Below are 19,410 nucleotides of genomic sequence, written 5' to 3'. Positions count from 1 at the left end.
TACACCACTACGGCATCGCCGACCAGAAGCGTAGAAGGGGGCGACCTGCAATGGCCGCCCCGATTTCTGTCAGACCGACCATGCCGTACGGATTCGATCCCGGATTCCGGTCAGACGCGCGACACCTTCATTCGCAAACACAAAACGGAGGTAGCGACCGGCATTTTCCTCGTCCCCCCACCCGGTCATTGGCGCTGGTCAGCGCCGCGGCTGCACCGGGCATTCCGATGCCGACCTGACACACGACATTCGTCAGGCTGACCAATCCGATATCGTCCATGATCTTTCTGGGTGCGACGATCCAGCCGACACGCCATCCGATCATCCGGTATTCCTTGGAAACGCTGCCAACAGTTATCGTCCGCTCTCGAAGTTCCGGAAAGGAAGCCGGATGAAGTACCGGACGGCCGTCGAACAGTATCCGTTCCATTGCTGCGTCATGGACAATCCAGGCATCCGCCGTCTCGGCGGCGGCCGCAATCTCTTCCCATTCCGAACGCGTGTGAACGACCCCACTGGGCATCGAAGGACTCATCGTCAGGATGGCGCGCGTCTTCGCTGAAACGGCGTTTCGCAGCCGGTCGATATCAAGACGCCATCCCCCGTCCACGACCCTGATCGGAACAAATTTCGGCACCCCGTTCGCCAGCCTGATCCGGTTGATCAGACCGGCATAGGCAGGGTCGGTAATGATTACCTCGTCCTCCGGCTCCAGGATCGCCAACAGAACGTTCAGCACGCCGGCCAGCCCGCCGGCGGAAATGATGCATTCGGCCTCCGGATCATAAGGTCGACCGGCGGCCTGTGAGACCCTGTTTGCCGCCGCTTCACGCAGTGCGTGAATGCCGAGAAAGGGGAGATAGCTGTTCGCATCGTCCCGCGTGATGGCCGCAAGTGTGGCGCCGATGGCATCTTCCGGCGGCGGGATGTCGGTATCCAGGTTTTCCAGGCGCAGCATTTCCGCATTGCCGGCGGCATCCGCGGCATTCCCCATGCGGTCGACGCCGATACCGGGAATTCCGATCAATCGAGAAACGGTCATGGTCGCTCCTTATTTTATCCATTATTCATTTTTGTATACATTTTTATTTTTTGCAGTCAATGCCTCCCCCTTTCGGGCCAATCCGATCAGTCCGCGCAAATCTCCCGGACTTTGATGCTAAAACCCTACGGCATGGCGGCCGGACATTCCTGGCTGATCAAGATCGCCTGTGCGTTTCAGCCTTCTCCCGCCGAGTGCAGCGACTTGACGAGGTCGGGCATTCGGCGATTGCGCGTCAGGACATCCCGGATCGAGACGTTGTCCAGCGACCTGTAGAAGGCGTCCTGCGCCTCCGCCAGATAGGGCGCCAACCCACAGGCTGGGCTCAGGAAACACGTTCCCCCGTCGCTGCGCATGCATTCCACCAGCGCGGCGCCCGATTCCGATCGGCGCAGCACCTCCCCCAGCAGGATCCGCTCTGCGGAACACGAGAGCGAGATTCCGCCACTGCGCCCTCTGGAGGCACAGATATAGCCCTCAGACGCGAGCCATTGCGTGACCTTGGCGACGTGATTGAAGGAAACGCCGTGCAGGTCCGCGATTTCCCGTGCGGAGTAGCGCCGCTGCGGCTCAACGGCCAGCTGAATCAGGGTGCGCAAGGCAAGGTCGGAGAATTTGGTGATCTGCATGCCGCTCACATTGCGCCCATATATGGGAATTTGAAATGCGTAATTACCCATCAGAACCGGTCACAGTCGGAATTGGGCATCGAGGGCCCGAAACGACTTGCGGTTCCGTGACTCCTGTTGCGATATCGTCCCGCCTGCGATGAGCCCGCGTGAGGGCGAAACCTGATCTGGGGATGGGAGCGTACAGTTGAACGGTGCGGAAAGTCTTGTTCGGACCTTGCTCGCAAATGGCGTCGAGGTCTGCTTCGCGAATCCGGGAACATCGGAAATGCATTTCGTATCCGCATTGGATCGGATCGACGGAATGCGGTGCGTCCTGAACCTTTTTGAAGGAGGCGTGACCGGAGCCGCCGACGGTTATGCCCGAATGGCGGGAAAGCCCGCCGCGACCCTGCTGCATCTCGGCCCGGGACTGGCGAATGGTGCCGCCAACCTGCACAATGCCAAGCGCGCCCACACCCCCGTCGTCAATATCGTCGGTGAGCACGCCACCTACCACCGGGACAGTGACGCGCCACTGTGTTCGGACATCGAAGGGCTGGCACGCACGGTGTCCTCCTGGGTTCGGACAACGGAAACCGCAGACCGGCTTGGTACTGACTGCGCGGAGGCCATTGCGGCATCTTTCGGCCCGCCCGGCGGGGTCTCCACACTCATCCTCCCTGCCGATACCGCCTGGACGGAGACGGACGCCCCCATCCCGGTGGCTGCATTGGGACAGGCCGGCACGCCCGTTGACGATACAGCCATCGAAGCGGCCGCATCGGCCTTGCGCGACGGCGGTCCCACGCTTCTGCTGATCGGCGAAGGGGCGCTGACACCGGAAAACAGGATGATCGCCGCCGGAATCGCCTCGATCTGCGACGCGGACATCCTGGCCCCGACGTCCAACCGTCGCATTGATCGCGGGGCCGGTACCGTCCCGATTGAACGCATACCCTATCCGATCGATTTCGCCCTCAAGCGCCTGTCCGGTTATCGCACCGTGATTTTGATCGGCGCGGATGTGCCGGTCGCCTTCTTTGCCTATCCGGACAAGCCGTGCCAGTTGCTGCCGCCGGACTGCCGGACGGTCCGTCTGGCCGGGATGGACCAGAATTGCGGCGACGCATTGAGCCGGTTGGCGGACGCCATGGGCGCCCCGACGTCGGTTCCTCTGCCAACACCGGAAAAGCCGGCCCTGCCGACGGACGGGCCGATCACCCCGGAAGCCATCGGTGCCTGCATCGGGCACCTGATTCCGGAGGGGTGCATCGTCTGTGATGAATCGATCACGACCGGCCGCAACTTCTTTGCCTCGACCCATGGTTCGGCACCTCATTCCTGGCTGCAGATTACCGGCGGGGCCATCGGCATCGGCATCCCCATGGCAACCGGCGCCGCGATTGCGTGTCCGGACCGCAAAGTACTGGGCCTGCAGGCCGACGGCAGCGCCCTCTATACCGTTCAGTCGCTCTGGACCCAGGCGCGCGAACAGTTGGATGTTGTCACACTCATATTCTCAAACCGATCCTATGCGATCCTGAAAGGCGAACTGGCCAATGTCGGTGCCAATGGTGGCCCCAAGGCGATGAGCATGCTCAGCCTCGACAATCCGGCGATGGATTGGCTGCAGATTGCGCAGGGATTCGGCGTCGACGGGGTCCGGGTCACGACGGTCGCCGAACTGATCAAGGCCATTGAGCACGGATTCGCAACGCCTGGGCCGAGGCTGATCGAAGTCGAACTGCAGTGATGCAAACCGCCGTCTGGCATTGGTTTGCGGAGGTGTCGATACCATCGGTCGACAACAGAATATCAACCAATTGTAGACGAACTCACATTAGATTAACCTTAAGTTAACCTGTCCCGAACGATGATGCCCGCGATCAAATACAGCTTTATCGCGAGGGACGACAGATGGCTTTGAATTTTTTCAGCGGCCGGGAAACCAAGGCCCTGATTGACGCGCTCCAAAGATCGCAAGCAATCATCGAATTCGATCTGTCCGGAAAAATCCTGCACGCCAACGACCTTTTTCTCGGCGCGATGGGCTATTCCCTGGAGGAGGTAAGGGGGAAGCATCATTCGATGTTCGTCAGCCCCGACCACCGCGACAGCGCGGAATACAAGGAGTTCTGGGCGCACCTGCGCAGCGGGAAATTCCAATCCGCCGAGTTCAAGCGATTTGCAAAGGGCGGCAGAACGGTCTGGATTCAGGCCAGCTACAATCCGATTTTCGGACGCAACGGCAAACCCTACAAGGTCGTGAAATTCGCGACCGACATCACCGAACAGAAGCTCCGCAACATGGATTATCGCGGCCAGATCGAGGCGATCGGCAAATCCCAGGCGGTCATTGAATTCAAACCGGACGGCACGATCCTGACCGCGAACCCGAATTTTCTGGGTGCGATGGGATACACGCTGGAGGAGATCAAGGGACGCCATCATTCCATGTTCGTCGAACCGGAATACGCGAAAAGCGCCGAGTACAAGGAATTCTGGGAAGCGCTGGCCCGCGGAAAGTTCCAGGCGGCGGAGTACAAGCGCTTCGGCAAGGGCGGACGGGAAGTCTGGATTCAGGCAACCTACAACCCGATCACGGACGATACCGGCGCCGTACTCAAGGTCGTGAAATACGCAACCGACCGCTCCGATCAGGTCAAACGGCGCCTGCACCGCGCCGAAATCCAGAAGTCGATCGACGACAACCTGTCCACCATCGCCCGGCGCATCTCCAACGTGGCGGATCAGACGGCCAACGCCACCAATGCCTCCACCCAGACCTCCAGCAACGTGCAATCCGTCGCCGCCGGAGCGGAAGAACTGGCGTCTTCGATCAATGAAATCAGCGGCCAGCTCGCCAATGCCACGACCATCTCGGCCTCGGCGGTTCAGCGGGCGCAGCAAACCAACGGAATCGTCGAGGGCCTGATGTCCGAAGCAGAAAAGATCGGTGACGTCCTGTCGCTGATCACGGATATCGCGGAGCAGACCAATTTGCTGGCCCTGAACGCGACAATTGAGGCCGCCCGCGCCGGCGATGCCGGCAAGGGATTCGCGGTGGTCGCCGGCGAAGTCAAAAGCCTGGCGAGTCAGACCGCACGGGCAACCGATGAGATCGGGGCCCAGATCTCCCAGATTCAGGGATCAACCCAGAATGCCGTCCGTGCGATTCAGGACATCGCGAAGATCATTCAGGAAATCAGTGAGATTTCCTCCGGAATTGCCAGTGCCGTGCAGGAGCAGACGGCGGTAACCCAGGAGATGTCGTCGACGATGCAGATGGCATTCCAGGGTGTCGATTCGATCAGTTCCGGCATGAAGGATATCGCCGATGCCACGAAGACGATCGATACGGCCGTCAAGGATGTCCGGGAGGCATCGAACTCGATTGCCTAAGCCGGCCATCCCGGACATTTCGATCTGGATGCCCTCAACACCGCACCGCGCAGCAGGACCTGCCTGCCGCGTTTGATGAGACCGACGGGACCGCCTTCCCTTCGGCTGACGGCTGCCTCTGCGCATGTTGCAGATGCAGTGGAAAAATGTCGCGAAACAGACAGTCCGTAGTCGTGTTCCAAACCTCCCCCCCTCGCCCGAAGCGTTAGCGTAGCGCAAATAGTGAATGCAGGGTCAGGGAGTTCGGGAATGAAGTCATCCTATCGCGTGGTGGTCGTCGGCGGCGGGGTCGTTGGAGCATCCGTTCTGTACCATTTGGCGAAGTTCGGCTGGACCGATGTCGCACTTGTCGAACGATCGGTGCTGACGGCGGGGTCCTCTTGGCATGCGGCCGGCGGCATCCATGCGCTGAACGCAGATCCGAACATGGCAGCGCTTCAGGCGTATACGATCGACCTTCTTTCGGAGATCGAAAAGGAATCCGGACAGGATATCGGCCTGCATATGACCGGCGGAATCACCGTCGCGGCCGATCCGAACCGTTGGGAGTGGCTGCAATCCGCCTATCGCATCTTCCAGACCATCGGCATCGAAGACTGCTACCTGATGACGCCGGAGGAGGTGAAGGAAAAGTGCCCGATCATGGACATTACAGGCGTGATCGGCGGCCTGTGGGCGGACCGTGAGGGCTATATCGACACGACCGGCACCGTCCACGCCTATGCCAAGGCGGCCAAGCTGCGCGGCGCGGAAGTCATTGAACACAACAAGGTCGAGGAACTGATCCAGCGCCCGGACGGCAGTTGGGACGTCGTGACCGAGAAAGGCACCATTCACGCCGAACATGTCGTCAATGCCGGCGGCCTGTGGGCGAAACAGGTTGGGCGCATGGTCGGGCTGGACCTGCCTCTGTCGCCGCTGGAACACCACTATCTGGTCACGGATGACATTCCGGAAGTCGCGGCGCTGGATTTCGAAGTGCCGATGACGGTCGACCTTGAGGGCTTCACCTATCTGCGCCAGGACCAGAAGGGCGTGCTGCTGGGCATCTATGAGGTCCACCACAAGCACTGGAACATGGATGGAGCGCCCTGGGATTACGGGTTCGAACTGATCCAGGAGGACTTCGACCGGATCGAAAAAGAACTGGAGATGGGCTTCAACCGTTACCCCTGCCTGCAGGAGGTCGGTGTGAAGCGCTGGGTCAACGGCGCCTTCACCTTCTCGCCCGACGGCAACCCGCTGGTCGGACCGGTCCCCGGCATGCGCAATTACTGGCTGGCCTGCGGTGTGATGGCGGGCTTCCTACAGGGTGGCGGTGTCGGCAAGACTCTGGCCGAATGGATGATCCACGGCGACACCGAGGCCGACGCCTGGCCAATGGACATCGCCCGCTACGGCGCCTTTACCTCCAACCGGGAATACATCAAGCAGACCACCGGACAATTCTATTCCCGTCGATTTGTGATGACTTACCCGAACGAGCAGTTGCCGGCCGGTCGCCCGTTGAAGAAGGCACCGGCCTATGACGGCATGACCGCCGCCGGCTGCCAGTGGGGCAACAGCTGGGGCCTGGAAGTGCCATTGGTTTTCGGTCCGGAGGGTTTCAAGGAAGGGCCGACCCTGAAGCGATCCAATGCCTTCGACATCGTCGCCGAGGAATGCAAGGCGGTGCGCGAAAATGTCGGCTTGTTGGATATCACCGGTTTCTCCCGGTATGAAATCACCGGAGCGGGTGCAGAAGCCTGGCTGGACCGGATGATGGCAAGCCGCCTGCCGAAACCCGGACGCGCGCGACTGGCCCCGATGTTGTCGCCGGAAGGCAAGCTGAAGGGCGATCTGACCGTGTTCAACTGGGGCGACGGGTCCTGGTGGGTCATGGGATCCTATTATCTGCGTCAGTGGCACATGCGCTGGTTCAACGATCATCTGGAAGAGGGCGTCCAGGTCCGCGATATCTCCGACGCGACGTGCGGCTTCTCCCTGTCGGGCCCGAATTCTCGCAAAGTCCTGGAGAAACTGACCCACCAGGATGTCAGCAACGAGGCATTCCCGATTTTCGGCTGCCGTACCCTGGATGTCGGCCTGATCCGGGCCAAGGTCGCGCGCATGTCCGTGACCGGCGAGCTGGGGTACGAGATCAATTGCGGCGCGCTGGAACATATCGCCCTGCGCGAGATGCTTCTGGAAGCCGGGGCAGAGTTCGGAATCCGCGAATTCGGATTCTATGCGATGAATTCCCTGCGACTGGAAAAGAGCTTCGGCATCTGGAACGCGGAGTTCATGCAGGACCGGACGCCCGGCATGACAGGCATGGACCGCTGGATCGCCTGGGACAAGGGCGATTTCCACGGTAAGGACGCCGCCCGTCAGGAAAAGGACGGGAACACCGCCCCGCTGCGCCTCGTCACGCTGGAGGTCGAATCCGACGGCGCGGACGCGTCGGGCTACGAACCGGTCTGGAAGGACGGCCGGCGGGTCGGGTATGTCACGTCCGGCGGCTATGGCCATACCGTCGGCAAGAGCCTGGCAATGGCCCTGTTGGAACCGGACTATATGGAGCTGGGCACGGAGTTGTCTGTCCATATCGTCGGTGTTGAACGGAGCGCCCGCGTTATTCCGGCTTCGCCACACGATCCGGAAGGGGCATGCATGCGGAAGTAGCCGCCCGCATTCAACGCCGCTTGAGAATTCTGCGGCTTGAACCAGGGTATTGGAAACGCCACACTTAGGACTGAAAACGGTGTTCCGTCGGTTTCGGGACGAAACGCCCTTCGGCATTCAGAGGTGACATAGATGCGATTTGAGAGTCCGACGACGGTGCAGGACGCCGTCGCCCTGCTGGCCGGGGAATCCGGCCGGGCCCATGTACTCGCGGGGGGTACAGACCTGCTGGTGCGCCTGCGTTCCGGCCATATCGAGCCGGACCTGGTTGTCGATCTGAAACGGATCGAGGCCCTGCGGCAGATCGTTCCCGAAGACGGGGGCCTGCGCGTCGGCGCGGCTGTCCCGACCGCCGAGTTGAACGAACATGCCGATGCCGTCGCGGGCTGGCCCGGTGTGTGCGAAGCGTCGGGCCTGATTGGCTCGACGCAGGTTCAGGGCCGCTGCACCATGGCCGGGAACCTCTGCAATGCATCCCCCGCCGCCGACAGCGTGCCTGCCATGGTCGCCGCGGGGGCAACGGCACGGGTAACCGGCCCGAACGGAACCCGGGACATCCCGGTCGAAGATGTGGTTGCCGGCCCGGGCAAGACCAACCTGGCGAAGGGAGAGATCGTCGAATCGATCCTGCTGCCGGCCCGCCCGAAGGGGACCGGAGACGCCTATTTGCGTTTCATTCCACGCACGGAGATGGACATTGCCGTGGTCGGCGTCGGAATCTGCCTGACGGTCGACGGCGATGGTACCTGCACCGATGCCCGGGTCTCGCTGGGCGCCGTTTCGGCCAAGGTTCTGCTGGTCGATGATGCGGCCAAGGCACTGATCGGCACGAAGGTCGACGACGCCGCGCTCGACGCGCTGGCCGCGGCATGCTCCGCCGCCGCATCACCGATCGACGACAAGCGCGGAACCGTCGAATACCGCGTCGAAGTCGCCGGTACGCTCGCCAAACGCACTGCCAGGATCGCGCTGGAACGCGCGCTGGCCAACCGATAAGCGGGGATTTCCATGAGCCAGGTACATGTAACCACCGAGATCAACGGCGATACCGTCGAATATCTCTGCGACGCCGAGGAAACCCTCCTCGACGTCCTGCGCGACCGGCTGCAGATGACCGGGTCCAAGGAAGGCTGCGGCACCGGCGATTGCGGCGCCTGCACCGTGATGCTGGACGGCCGGCCGGTCTGTTCGTGTCTGGTGCTTGGCGCCGAGGCCGAAGGCCGCTCCGTCGCGACCATCGAAGGCATGTCGGACGGTGAAACGCTGCACCCGCTGCAGCGCCAGTTCCTGGACAATGCCGCCTTGCAATGCGGCATCTGCACGCCGGGTATCCTGGTTGCCGCGAAGGCGTTGCTGGAAAAGAACCCCAATCCGGATGAAACGGAAATCCGTTACTGGCTGGCCGGCAATCTCTGCCGCTGCACCGGCTATGACAAGATCATCCGCGCCGTGCAGGCCGCCGCCGCCGAAATGAGAGGAGAAAGCAATGCCGCTTGATCGCGACATCGCCCCGAACCCGTTCAAGGTTGTCGGCCACCGCCACAATCGCCCGGACGGCGTCGACAAGGTTACCGGCCGCGCGAAGTTCGGCGCGGACATGTCCGCACCGGGCATGCTGCACGCCAAGATTCTGCGCAGTCCGCACGCCCATGCCCGCATTCGCGCCATCGACACGTCGAAGGCGGCGGCCCTGCCGGGTGTAAAGGCCATCGTCACGCGCGATGACTTCCCGGACAACGAGGCCGTGCTGGCGGATTCCGAACTGACCAATATCCGCTACAACGTCATGGCGCGCGAAAAGGCGCTGTACGACGGGCATGCGGTCGCGGCGGTCGCGGCCATCAATCCGCGCATCGCACGCAAGGCGATTTCGCTGATCGAGGTCGACTACGAGGTCCTGCCCCATGTCGTCGATGTCGAACTGGCCATGGCCGACGACGCGCCGATCCTGCACGAGGACCTGCGTACCCAAGGCGTCGACGGCGTCGAGGACAAGCAGACCAACATCGCCGAGCGCCTGGAAATCGGCCATGGCGATGTCGAGGCAGGCTTCGCCGAGGCCGATATCGTCATCGAACGGCAATTCCGCACCGGCGCGGCCCACCAGGGTTACATCGAGCCGCATGCCTGCCTGGCGAATGTATCCGGTGACGGCTCCGGCGAAATCTGGTGCTGTACCCAGGGCCATTTCATGGTCCGCGACGTCTGCGCCCAGATTGCGGGCATGGACGTCTCCAAGCTGCGTGTCACAGCGTCGGAAATCGGCGGCGGGTTCGGCGGCAAGACAACCGTCTTCATCGAACCGGTCGCGCTGGTCCTGTCGCGCAAAGCCGGCAAGCCGGTCAAGATCGTGATGACCCGTGACGAGGTCTTCCGGGCCACCGGCCCGACGGCCTCCAGCGCCATCTGGGTCAAGATCGGTGCCAAGAAGGACGGCACGATCACCGCGGCGGAATCCGAACTGAAGTATCAGGGCGGCGCCTTTCCCGGCTCGCCGGTCTCGATGGGCGCCATGGCCGCTTTCGCGTGCTATCAGCCGAAATCGATCAAGGCCATCGGCTGGGACGTCGTCACCAACCGCCCAAAACAGGCCGCCTATCGTGCGCCCGGCGCGCCGATGGCCGCCTTCGCGGTGGAAAGCGTGATCGAGGAAATGGCCTACGCCCTGGGCATGGACCCGATCGAATTCCGCCTGAAGAATGCCGCGACCTCCGGCTCGCGGTCGTCCTATGGCCCGACCTACAGCGATATCGGTCTGGTCGAGACGCTGGAAGCAGCGAAAGCCCACCCGAACTACTCCGTAAAGCTGGGTCCCAATCAGGGACGCGGCGTGTCCTGCGGTTTCTGGTTCAATTTCGGTGGTCAGACAGCCGTGACGCTGAACCTGAACATCGACGGCACGGTCGCCCTGTCGGTCGGGACGCCGGATATCGGCGGCAGCCGCGCGTCCATGTGCGCCATGGCGGCGGAAGAACTGGGCATCCCCTACCACCACGTCCAGACCATCATCGCCGATACGGGCTCGCTGGGCTTCAACGACGTCACGGACGGCAGCCGCGTCACTTTCTCCAGCGGCCTCGCCACCATCGAAGCCGCACGCAACGCCAAGAAGGTGCTGTGCGAACGAGCGGCCAAGATGTGGGGCATTTCCGCCGACGCGGTGAAATGGGAGAACGGCTGCGCCGTGCCTGCCGGGCCGAATGCCGGTGAGTTCCCGCCGATGTCGATCAAGGAAATTGCCAAACAGGCCGGCGAAACCGGCGGTCCGATCGCCGGTCATTACGAGATCAGCGTCGACGGGGCCGGCCCCAGCTTCGCCACCCATGTCGTCGATGCGGAGGTCGACCGCGGGACCGGGCGGATCACCATTCTGCGCTATCTGATCGTGCAGGATGCCGGGAAGGCGGTCAGTCCGGCCTATGTCGAAGGACAGATGCAGGGCGGCGCCGTGCAGGGCATCGGCTGGGCGCTGAACGAGGAATACATCTACAACGACAAGGGCGTCATGGAGAATCCAGGCTTCCTGGATTATCGCGTTCCGGTCGCATCGGACCTGCCGATGATCGACACGCAGATCGTCGAAGTGCCCAATCCGGGCCACCCCTACGGGGTCCGGGGCGTCGGCGAGACCTCCATCGTGCCGCCGCTGGGTGCTATCGCGAATGCGGTCGCCGCTGCGGTCGGTGCGCGTCCGGAGGAACTGCCGATGTCGCCGCCGCGCCTCCTGAAACTGATGAAGGAGCAGGCCGCGCCGCTTGCCGCGGAGTGATATGGCGAAAGTAATCCTGTGGGGATCGCTGAGCCGTCTGGCCGAGGGGCGCAAGGAGTTCGATATCGACGCGCCCAATATCGACCGGATGCTGACCGCTCTGGGTGAGGCCGCCCCGAAGCTCAAACCGGTTCTGGACAAGGGGGTGACCGTTTCTGTCGACGGCACCCTCTACCGGCTTGACCGGTTCCAGAGGATCGAACCGGACAGTGAGGTCTATATCTTGCCGAAAATGGCCGGCGGCTGACCCGCCGGCCTTTTTCTTTCGACTTATGCGTTGCGGACTTCCTGCAGGAACGATTCGACCTGTCGCTTCAGCTCGTCGGCACGACCGTTCAGATCCGCGGCGACCTTGGTCAACTCACCGGCGGAATGGCCGGTTTCCGAGGCCGCACGGGTTACTTCGACGATATTGGCGGTCACATCCTGCGCCCCGGCCGCAGCCTGTTCCACATTGCGCGTGATCTCATCCGTCGTGGCGCTCTGTTCTTCCATGGCGGCGGCGATGGCAGCGGTGATCTGATTGATTTCGTCAATCGTCGTCGCGATGACCTCGATTTCGTCGACCGCAGCCCCGGTCTCATTCTGGATTTCCGCGACCTGCTGACTGATCTCGCCGGTGGCCTGGGCCGTCTGCGTGGCAAGGCTCTTCACCTCATTGGCCACGACGGCAAAACCCTTGCCGGCATCTCCGGCGCGCGCCGCCTCGATGGTCGCGTTGAGAGCCAGCAGATTGGTCTGCTCGGCAATATCGGAAATCAGTTTCACCACCTCGCCGATCTTCTGGGCTGCCTGGGACAGGCCCTTCATCTGGGCGTTGGTCCGTTGCGCCTGATCCACCGCGCGCGCGGCGATCTGCGACGACTGCGACACCTGGCGGCTGATCTCGGAGGCGGTCTGCGACATTTCGGTCGCGGCGGCCGCCACGCCCTGCACATTCGCCGTCGCCTGCTCCGCCGCGGCCGACACCGCTGTGGCCCGCTCACTCGTCTCGGTCGCAAGTCGTTCCATCGTCGTGGAGGTGGCCTCGGTCTGTGTCGCAGAGGAGGTAAACATATTCAGCAGTTGTGCAACGGCACTGTCGAAGCTCTGCGTGCGTTCTTCGATCTTCTGGCCGCGGGCCTCCCGACGGCGCGCCTCTTCCAGTTGCTGCGCGGTCAGATCATCTGCCTTTTTCATGTTCTCCTTGAAGACCTGGACGGCGGCGGCCATCGCTCCAATCTCGTCCTTGCGCTCGGTTCCCGGGATTTCCGCATTCCGTTCGCCACCGGCCAGTTCCGTCATCGCCGACGTGATGGCCCGGATGGGGCCGGCAATGCCGGTTCCGATGACCCACGCGGCGAGGCTGGCCAGGATGATGCTGACGACCGCGACGACGGCTGTGACAATGATCGCAAGTTCGATCGATTGCTCTCCATCCTCACCCAACATGTTCTGCGTATCCGAGATGTCCGCACTCATACGCGCCATGGCGTTGACGAGCTTCTCCCCCAGTACCAGCAGCTCCTCGTCAACAAGGCTGCGGCGGGCACTGACCGTTTCGTAAAGCTCTACGATCGTCGCGTTGTATTCGGTGTGGAGTTCGCCGACCTGCTCGGCAAGGGCGGTGCGGTTTTCGTCATAAACTTCGGAGACGAGACGGTCGCGATTTTCGACCATCTCTGCCGATTGATCCTGGGCCGTTTTGAAGGCCGCTTCGTTCGGGTTCAACTTGAAACCGCCGACCGCGAGACGCATCGAAAGGATGTTGCGCTGAACCTCGCCCCCAAGATAGGCAACATCGGCCAGGTATTCCTCGAAGGCCGTTCGGATCAGCTCGGCCATCTTGTCGCCCATATCCGTCCCGATCCTCTCCGCCCGATCGACGAGGCCCGCACGCTTTGCTTCCAAGGTCGTCAGTCGTTCAAAGGCGGTAAGATAGGCTTCCAGATCAGTCTTCGCCGCCTCCAGATCTGCGCGCTGTTCGTCGGATTGCGATAGCGACACCACCTCCTCCAAGCTGTTCAGAACCTGCTGCTTGGAGTCGGAAATGGTTTGCGCCAGCTCCGACGAGGGTTCGTTCAGATACTGATTCACCGCATTCTGCGCTTCCAGCATTTCGGACCGCACCTCTCCGATCCGCGAAGCCTGCAAGGACAGAACTTCAAATTTCCCGAAGATCGTGCCGGACGTTACAAGGCTGGTACCAGAGGTCAGGGCCAAGACAAGAAGCAAGGCAACCACAAGGGCGAAGCCGCCGTAGATCCGCCGAGAGATCCGGATATTCGAGAACGTCAACATTGATACCCCACCATGATGGACGAGTGATCGGCCGGGCCGACCTGCTGGATTTAAGAGAACACGAATGCGAGACAGGTCCGGAACGTGGACCTACTACAGGTTTAACGGGATTTCGTTAACTGACGACTAACGCAGTCGGAAAATTGACGCAAAATCTATTGAAATGCCAACATGTTCAGTATCCGAACACATGCGGTGATTGTTTTGGAACCGGTGATACCCAAGCCCCCAGCTGAATTTTTGTCAATCGTGGGTGGATTCAGACAGTTTGCGAATGGCGATCTGAAGCAGAGTGTGGAATTGACATGCTGCTGCACATGAAAGACACGATGCTCCCGACGGAGACGAACCTCCTGAGCATGGATTCCGTCTCGATACCCGGGTAGCGGCACCGTCCGGCAGCGCCAGTTACGGAGTGAGATAATGTCATCATCTGACGGCCTGTCATCCGCCGCGCCGGACGTGCTCTATCGCGACGGGCTGATCCTGATCGTCGACAAGCCGGCCGGTGTTCCGGTTCACGCCGGTCCCTCGGGCGGACCTTCGATGGAGGATCAGTTCGACGCGCTGCGGTTCGGCCTGCCAAGGCCGCCGGCCCTGGCGCACCGACTGGATCGCGACACGTCCGGTTGCCTGGTCCTGGGCCGGCATCCGAAGGCGTTGCGACGGGTCGGAAAACTGTTTTCCGACGGACGCGTGCGCAAGACCTACTGGGCCGTGGTCCGCGGAATGCCGGCGGAGAAGTCCGGACGCATTGACTTCCCCCTGCTCAAGACATCGACGAAGTCCGGCGGCTGGCGCATGGTGGTGGACAGGGAAGGCCAGGAAGCCGTGACGGATTTTCGGGTCGCGGGCCTGTCGGAAGATGGTCTGTGCTGGCTCGAACTGTCGCCCAGAACCGGACGCACACACCAGATTCGCGTCCATTGCGCCCAGTCCGGATTTCCGATCCTGGGCGACCCCTGGTACGGAACTGCCGAAGACCGGCGCGCAGATTCCGGCATACCGCTGCACCTGCACGCGCGATCGATCGAACTGCCCCTCTACCCCAAGAAGAGTGCAGTCTCTGCCACTGCGCCGATACCGGCCGCGATGCAGGCAGCGTTCGGCCGCTGCGGGTGGAGTGTGGTCCGTCAGTAACCGCGATCGGGATCGAAATAGCCCGCCGGCGTTTCACCCGATTCAAGCAGTTCCAGTGACCGTGCCAAGGACGCCACTCCGGTCTTAACGCGTGTTACGCTGGCGATATGCGGATAGACGGTGACCCTGGGGTGGGTCCAGAAGGGATGATCCTGAGGTAAGGGTTCCGTATCAAAGACATCCAAAACAGCCCGTGAAAGATGTCCCTCGTCCAAAACGGCAATTAGGTCGGCATCGACAATATGCTGTCCTCTACCCGTGTTGATCAGTCCCGCGCCTCGCGGCAACTTCCGAAGCATGTCGGCGTTCAACAGGCCGTTCGTTTCCGGCGTCAAGGGCAACAGATTTACCAGTATGTCACTGCATGACAGAAGCGTATCGAGCCCGTCTGTTCCGCTCAGACATTCAATGCCATCCAACGTTTTCTGGCGGCGCGACCATCCGATCACCTTGAACCCAACTCGCCGCAACATCTCGGCCGAGTTCCGCCCCATCTCGCCAAGCCCCAGCACGCCGACAGTCCGGTCACCGACCAACGGTTCCAGACCGAAAGCGCCGCGCGGCTCCCGCAGCCAGTCCTTCCGGCGCTGCGCCTCAGTGATTTCGTAATTGTTCAAATGCAGGTTCAGAACCTGGGACAGCACGAATTCGACCATCCCCCCGGTCAAACCTGGTTCAATCATGCGATAGATGGGGATGTGTTGCGGCCAGTCCGGGTCCGACGTTATGTGATCAACCCCGGCCCAAAGCGACAGGATGGCACGCAGATTCGGCAACGAGGCCAGCAGGCCGGCCGGTGGTTTTGCGGCGATCGCATAACGAATTTCCTCCGGCACTGCCATATCCGGCCAGATCTCCAGCGGCAACGGGAGGTTCGTCGCTCGTAATCCCTGCCCCCAAGATTCTGCAGAATCCGCCTGGCTGACCAGGAGTATCTTCATATCAACCTCTCTTGCTTACCCCAAGGCCAGAGCATTTTTGCCGCGGCCCGCAACTGTGCCGACTTGATGACGCGTTATCAGACAATAGACAAGACCGGGGCTGCCCCTCGCTCCCAGTTGCGGCTTGCCGGGGGAAGCGGCCTTCCGGTAAGTAAGGTCCAAACGCCGATCCGCCGACACTATTCTGGGGCTCAGCCCATATGCAGCCAACCCTCAGTCGTACCCGCAAGGCCCTGCCGTTTCTGGTTTCTATCGGATTGGCGATATTAATCCTGAGGCAAGTCGACATCCGGGAAATCGGCACCTCGCTGGGGCAGTTTCCTATTTGGTCGGCAACGGCGATCATTCTCTTGGTTCTCTGCAACATCCTGCTGGTGGCGACCCGTCTTTCACGCCTTTTGGCGCTGGTGGACAAGTCGCCAAAATTTGCAACAGCACTGCGCGCAACAGTCGCGGGACTTGTTTCAAGCCTGGTCGCTTTCAGTCTCGTTGGGACCATTTTGGGGCGGCGGGCAATACTCCGCCGCACCGGTGTCGGTGTCTCGACCGTCGCCCTGATTACCACCTATGAACGGATCATGCTTGCCGCGATCGGCGGGACACTGTTCCTTGCCGGAGCCCTGTATCTAATAGGGCCAGCAAGAATCTCTGACATCTTCGACGGAATCCCCATCGCTACCATTGCGGCCGCGGTTCTGCTGTCTTTCCTGACGGGACTAAGCCTATCGCGTTCGAAGCCGGAAATTGCATTGATGAAATCCGTCTTCAGCAAAGTCATCCTCGGAAAGATCGGGGAGGTCGGACTCATTGCACTTCTGGCCCAACTCGTATCGATCGTTGTTTTCGCATTGGCAGTTGTTTCGACAGAACCCAGCATTGATTTCATGTCGAGTTTCGCAGCCGCCACCATTGTGACTTTCGCCGCCAGTTTGCCTATCAGTGTAAACGGTTGGGGTGTCCGCGAAGTGACATCTGTATGGGTGTTGGGCTTACTGGGCGTATCGGCTGGGGACGCCGTCGCAATCTCTGTCGCAGTGGGATTACTGTCGACCGTTTCTGTTTTGATTTCCGGTTCGATACTACTGTTTCCGCAATCGGACCCTTCTCCTGCGGTACCAGCGGCGGACCGGTCGACGGGCGCTAATGTGCACGCGCAGATCGCTGATCGGCGACTGGCCCCTCTGCTGGGAATCAGCGCCGCCGTACTGCTGTACTTCCAGGTGAGAACCACATTGAGCGGTGCGGAGATCACGGTAAATCTCGCCGACCCGTTCGCCCTTCTTGCACTCACGGTGGCCGGGGTTTTCCTGTTTCTCGAACGCCGAAGCGCAATTCGCATGCCCTACAGTGTAGCGATGTGGCTAATCGCCCTGACTGCAATGATCTCGATCGGCTTCCTGATCGGCGCGGATCGGTTCGGCGTAACTCCTTGGGCATTGAATAACCGTCTGATCGGATGGCTGTTTATACTGGGTTATTTTCTGGCCGGATGCGCGCTCGCAAGCCTTTGGGGACGCCGGGGGCTACGACGCCTCAGTGACTTTGTAATAGCCACCGCCGTGGTCGTTACATTGGCAAATCTCGCGCACCAGATCGCATGGCGGATGTTTGATGCGCCGCTGTCCCTGGCAGCTGAGTTCGAGGGCTTCGCCGCCAACCGTAATGCCTATGCGTTTCAACTGCTCGCGGCGTTATGCTGTAGTTTTGCCTATTGGCGGCCCGGTTCGGCTATCCCGCTGCGTCGGTTCACCTGGCCCATATTGACGGGGGTTTTGCTGTTCGGATTGTGGCAATCCTCATCAAAGACCGGTATCGGCGTCGGCCTTATGATCATCGTCCTGTGCAGCTTTCTCCGCATCGTATCGCTGCGATTTCTGGCCCAGTCTCTGCTTGCCGCCGTTCTGCTTTATGCCATCGTCTGGGCGCTGCCCGGCTTGTTCCCGGCCGATGAAGTTCAAGCCGGTACCGCTGTGTCTCGCGGAATTGCGAGCTTCGATACGCGCGGTCAATTGGAACGTCTGTTCAGTGTCAGTAGCGCCTTCGACTTATGGAGGGAGGCACCGATTTTCGGTGCCGGGCTCGGCGCGTTTGTGCATCGGGCCGTGAGTTTCGATGGCGGCAGTCTGGTGATTCACGCAACGCCGGTCTGGATCCTCACCGAATTCGGTATCGTCGGATTCGCAATTGCCGCCGCTCTGCCGTGCTACGGCCTGTACCATGTCTGGAAGTACCGTCCCCGCTGGTCGGACAGCCGAAACGCACTGATACTCACGATCTGCTTTGCTTTTGTCCTGTTCAGTTTTGCCCACGACATTTCGTACCAAAGAATTTTCTGGCTGTTTCTCGGCGCGTCACTCGGATTGGCGCCGTCATGGCGTGGCGGGATCGCACGAGGCGCCTCGGAAACAATCCGGATTTTTCATGTCATCACGTCGCTGAACCGCGGAGGCGCGGAGACCATGCTTTGGGGATTGATGCGCGCGCGCCGACAAACCATACAGCCCACCGTCATTTCTCTGCTGCCAAACGGTTTGCTGAAGCGGGAGGTCGAAGAAACCGGTGCTTCCGTCCACGATCTTGGCTTCAGCAACGCACGCCCCAGCATTTCAGGCCTGTGGCGCTTGGCCCGGCTCATTCGTCGCGAGAAACCACATATCGTGCAGGGTTGGATGTACCATGGCGACCTGATCGCGTTAGCAGCTCTCTACTTGTCCGGCCGCCGCCATGCTACGGCTCTGATCTGGGGCATCAGATGTTCCGACATGGACCTGTCGCGCTACGGGTGGCGCCTCCGTGCCGTGATATCAGTCTGTCGTTGGCTTTCCTCCCTGCCGGATGTCGTGACCGCCAACTCCCACACCGGAAAGCGGGTTCACGCCGATCTAGGCTACAAGCCACGCCGCTTTGAGGTTTTGCACAATGGGATCGACATAGACCGTTTCAGTCCGCGCCCCGATCTTCGCGGATCACTTCGGGAAGAGTTTGGAATCCCCGCGAACGCCCGGGTGCTGATACAGGTTGCCCGAGTCGACCCGATGAAGAACTACGACGGACTGATTTCAGCCGTCGAGAATGTGCCTGGTGTGTGGTTGGTCGTCGTCGGGCGTGGTACAGAGGCGTTTGCCGGGCGCGAACGGGTCGTAGCACTGGGACAACGTTCTGATGTTCCCAGTATCCTTCAGATCGCGGATTCTGTCGTTTCGAGTTCGGCATACGGCGAAGGCTTTTCGAACGCGGTCGCGGAGGGTATGGCGACCGGACTGGTTCCGATCGCGACCGATGTCGGCGATTCCGCCTATATCGTACGGGATACGGGATGGTTGATCCCACCCTCCGACCCAAAGGCGCTCCAGACGGCGATCGCAGAGTTTCGCGACTTGGATGACGCTGCTCTGTCGGCTCGTCGTGCCTTAGCCCGATCTGTCATATGCGACCATTATTCCTTGTCCTCGGCGGAGGCCTCGTTCCACGAGCTGTATCGTGACCTCATGCAGAACCGATAGGGTTCAGAATAAGAAAGCCGCCATTGGGAAATGGCGGCTTTTGGACGTCTGAAATGTC

The 19,410-nt window shown here is 61.1% G+C and carries 12 protein-coding genes and 1 pseudogene; 9 read left to right on the top strand and 4 right to left on the bottom strand.

Annotated features, from left to right (window positions below; translation table 11 throughout):
* Positions 1-69: 69 nt before the first annotated feature.
* Positions 70-1,042, bottom strand: a pseudogene (locus R8L07_12655) (pyridoxal phosphate-dependent aminotransferase).
* A 176-nt stretch (positions 1,043-1,218) separates the two neighbouring features.
* The gene (locus R8L07_12650) at positions 1,219-1,671 is read right to left on the bottom strand and encodes an Rrf2 family transcriptional regulator (GenBank protein ID MDW3206378.1); all 453 of its coding nucleotides are present in this window, start codon (positions 1,669-1,671) and stop codon (positions 1,219-1,221) included.
* A gap of 187 nt (positions 1,672-1,858) precedes the next feature.
* Here R8L07_12650 and R8L07_12645 point away from each other — a divergent pair, with 187 nt between their 5' ends.
* The 7 genes from R8L07_12645 (at position 1,859) to R8L07_12615 (ending at position 11,735) form a co-directional block, all read left to right on the top strand.
* Complete coding sequence (locus R8L07_12645) at positions 1,859-3,406, top strand: acetolactate synthase large subunit (protein ID MDW3206377.1); 1,548 nt, start codon at positions 1,859-1,861, stop codon at positions 3,404-3,406.
* A gap of 164 nt (positions 3,407-3,570) precedes the next feature.
* Positions 3,571-5,055, top strand: coding sequence for a PAS domain-containing methyl-accepting chemotaxis protein (locus R8L07_12640; GenBank protein ID MDW3206376.1), 1,485 nt, complete (start codon positions 3,571-3,573; stop codon positions 5,053-5,055).
* A gap of 249 nt (positions 5,056-5,304) precedes the next feature.
* A complete protein-coding gene (locus tag R8L07_12635; GenBank protein MDW3206375.1) occupies positions 5,305-7,719 on the top strand; it encodes an FAD-dependent oxidoreductase in 2,415 nt (804 codons plus the stop codon).
* A gap of 132 nt (positions 7,720-7,851) precedes the next feature.
* Entirely contained in the window at positions 7,852-8,715 is an 864-nt protein-coding gene (locus R8L07_12630; GenBank protein MDW3206374.1) for a xanthine dehydrogenase family protein subunit M, read from the top strand.
* 12 nt (positions 8,716-8,727) lie between these two features.
* Positions 8,728-9,216 (top strand): (2Fe-2S)-binding protein, encoded by a 489-nt coding sequence (locus R8L07_12625; GenBank protein MDW3206373.1) that lies wholly within the window; start codon positions 8,728-8,730, stop codon positions 9,214-9,216.
* Positions 9,206-11,488: a xanthine dehydrogenase family protein molybdopterin-binding subunit gene (locus tag R8L07_12620; GenBank protein MDW3206372.1), complete on the top strand. Its 2,283-nt coding sequence runs from the start codon at positions 9,206-9,208 to the stop codon at positions 11,486-11,488. Before R8L07_12625 ends, R8L07_12620 begins: the two co-directional genes overlap by 11 nt.
* A 1-nt stretch (position 11,489) precedes the next feature.
* Positions 11,490-11,735 carry a MoaD/ThiS family protein gene (locus R8L07_12615; GenBank protein MDW3206371.1) on the top strand — a complete coding sequence of 82 codons (246 nt, stop codon included), beginning with the start codon at positions 11,490-11,492 and terminating at the stop codon, positions 11,733-11,735.
* 23 nt (positions 11,736-11,758) lie between these two features.
* Here R8L07_12615 and R8L07_12610 read toward each other — a convergent pair whose 3' ends face one another.
* Positions 11,759-13,768 carry a methyl-accepting chemotaxis protein gene (locus R8L07_12610; GenBank protein MDW3206370.1) on the bottom strand — a complete coding sequence of 670 codons (2,010 nt, stop codon included), beginning with the start codon at positions 13,766-13,768 and terminating at the stop codon, positions 11,759-11,761.
* 423 nt (positions 13,769-14,191) lie between these two features.
* On the opposite strand from R8L07_12610, the gene R8L07_12605 reads away from it, so the two are divergent.
* Positions 14,192-14,908: an RNA pseudouridine synthase gene (locus R8L07_12605; protein MDW3206369.1), complete on the top strand. Its 717-nt coding sequence runs from the start codon at positions 14,192-14,194 to the stop codon at positions 14,906-14,908.
* Here R8L07_12605 and R8L07_12600 read toward each other — a convergent pair.
* Positions 14,902-15,849: a glyoxylate/hydroxypyruvate reductase A gene (locus R8L07_12600; GenBank protein MDW3206368.1), complete on the bottom strand. Its 948-nt coding sequence runs from the start codon at positions 15,847-15,849 to the stop codon at positions 14,902-14,904. The two genes, R8L07_12605 and R8L07_12600, sit on opposite strands and share 7 nt — an antisense overlap.
* A 200-nt stretch (positions 15,850-16,049) precedes the next feature.
* Between R8L07_12600 and R8L07_12595 the strand changes: the two genes are divergently transcribed.
* Positions 16,050-19,352 (top strand): lysylphosphatidylglycerol synthase domain-containing protein, encoded by a 3,303-nt coding sequence (locus R8L07_12595; GenBank protein ID MDW3206367.1) that lies wholly within the window; start codon positions 16,050-16,052, stop codon positions 19,350-19,352.
* The last annotated feature ends 58 nt before the right edge of the window (positions 19,353-19,410 follow it).

The sequence above is a fragment of the Alphaproteobacteria bacterium genome, from assembly GCA_033344895.1.
GTDB lineage: Bacteria > Pseudomonadota > Alphaproteobacteria > UBA8366 > Aestuariispiraceae > Pacificispira.
The sequence above is the reverse complement of the archived record's forward strand: the minus strand, read 5'-3'. Positions and strand labels throughout refer to the sequence as shown.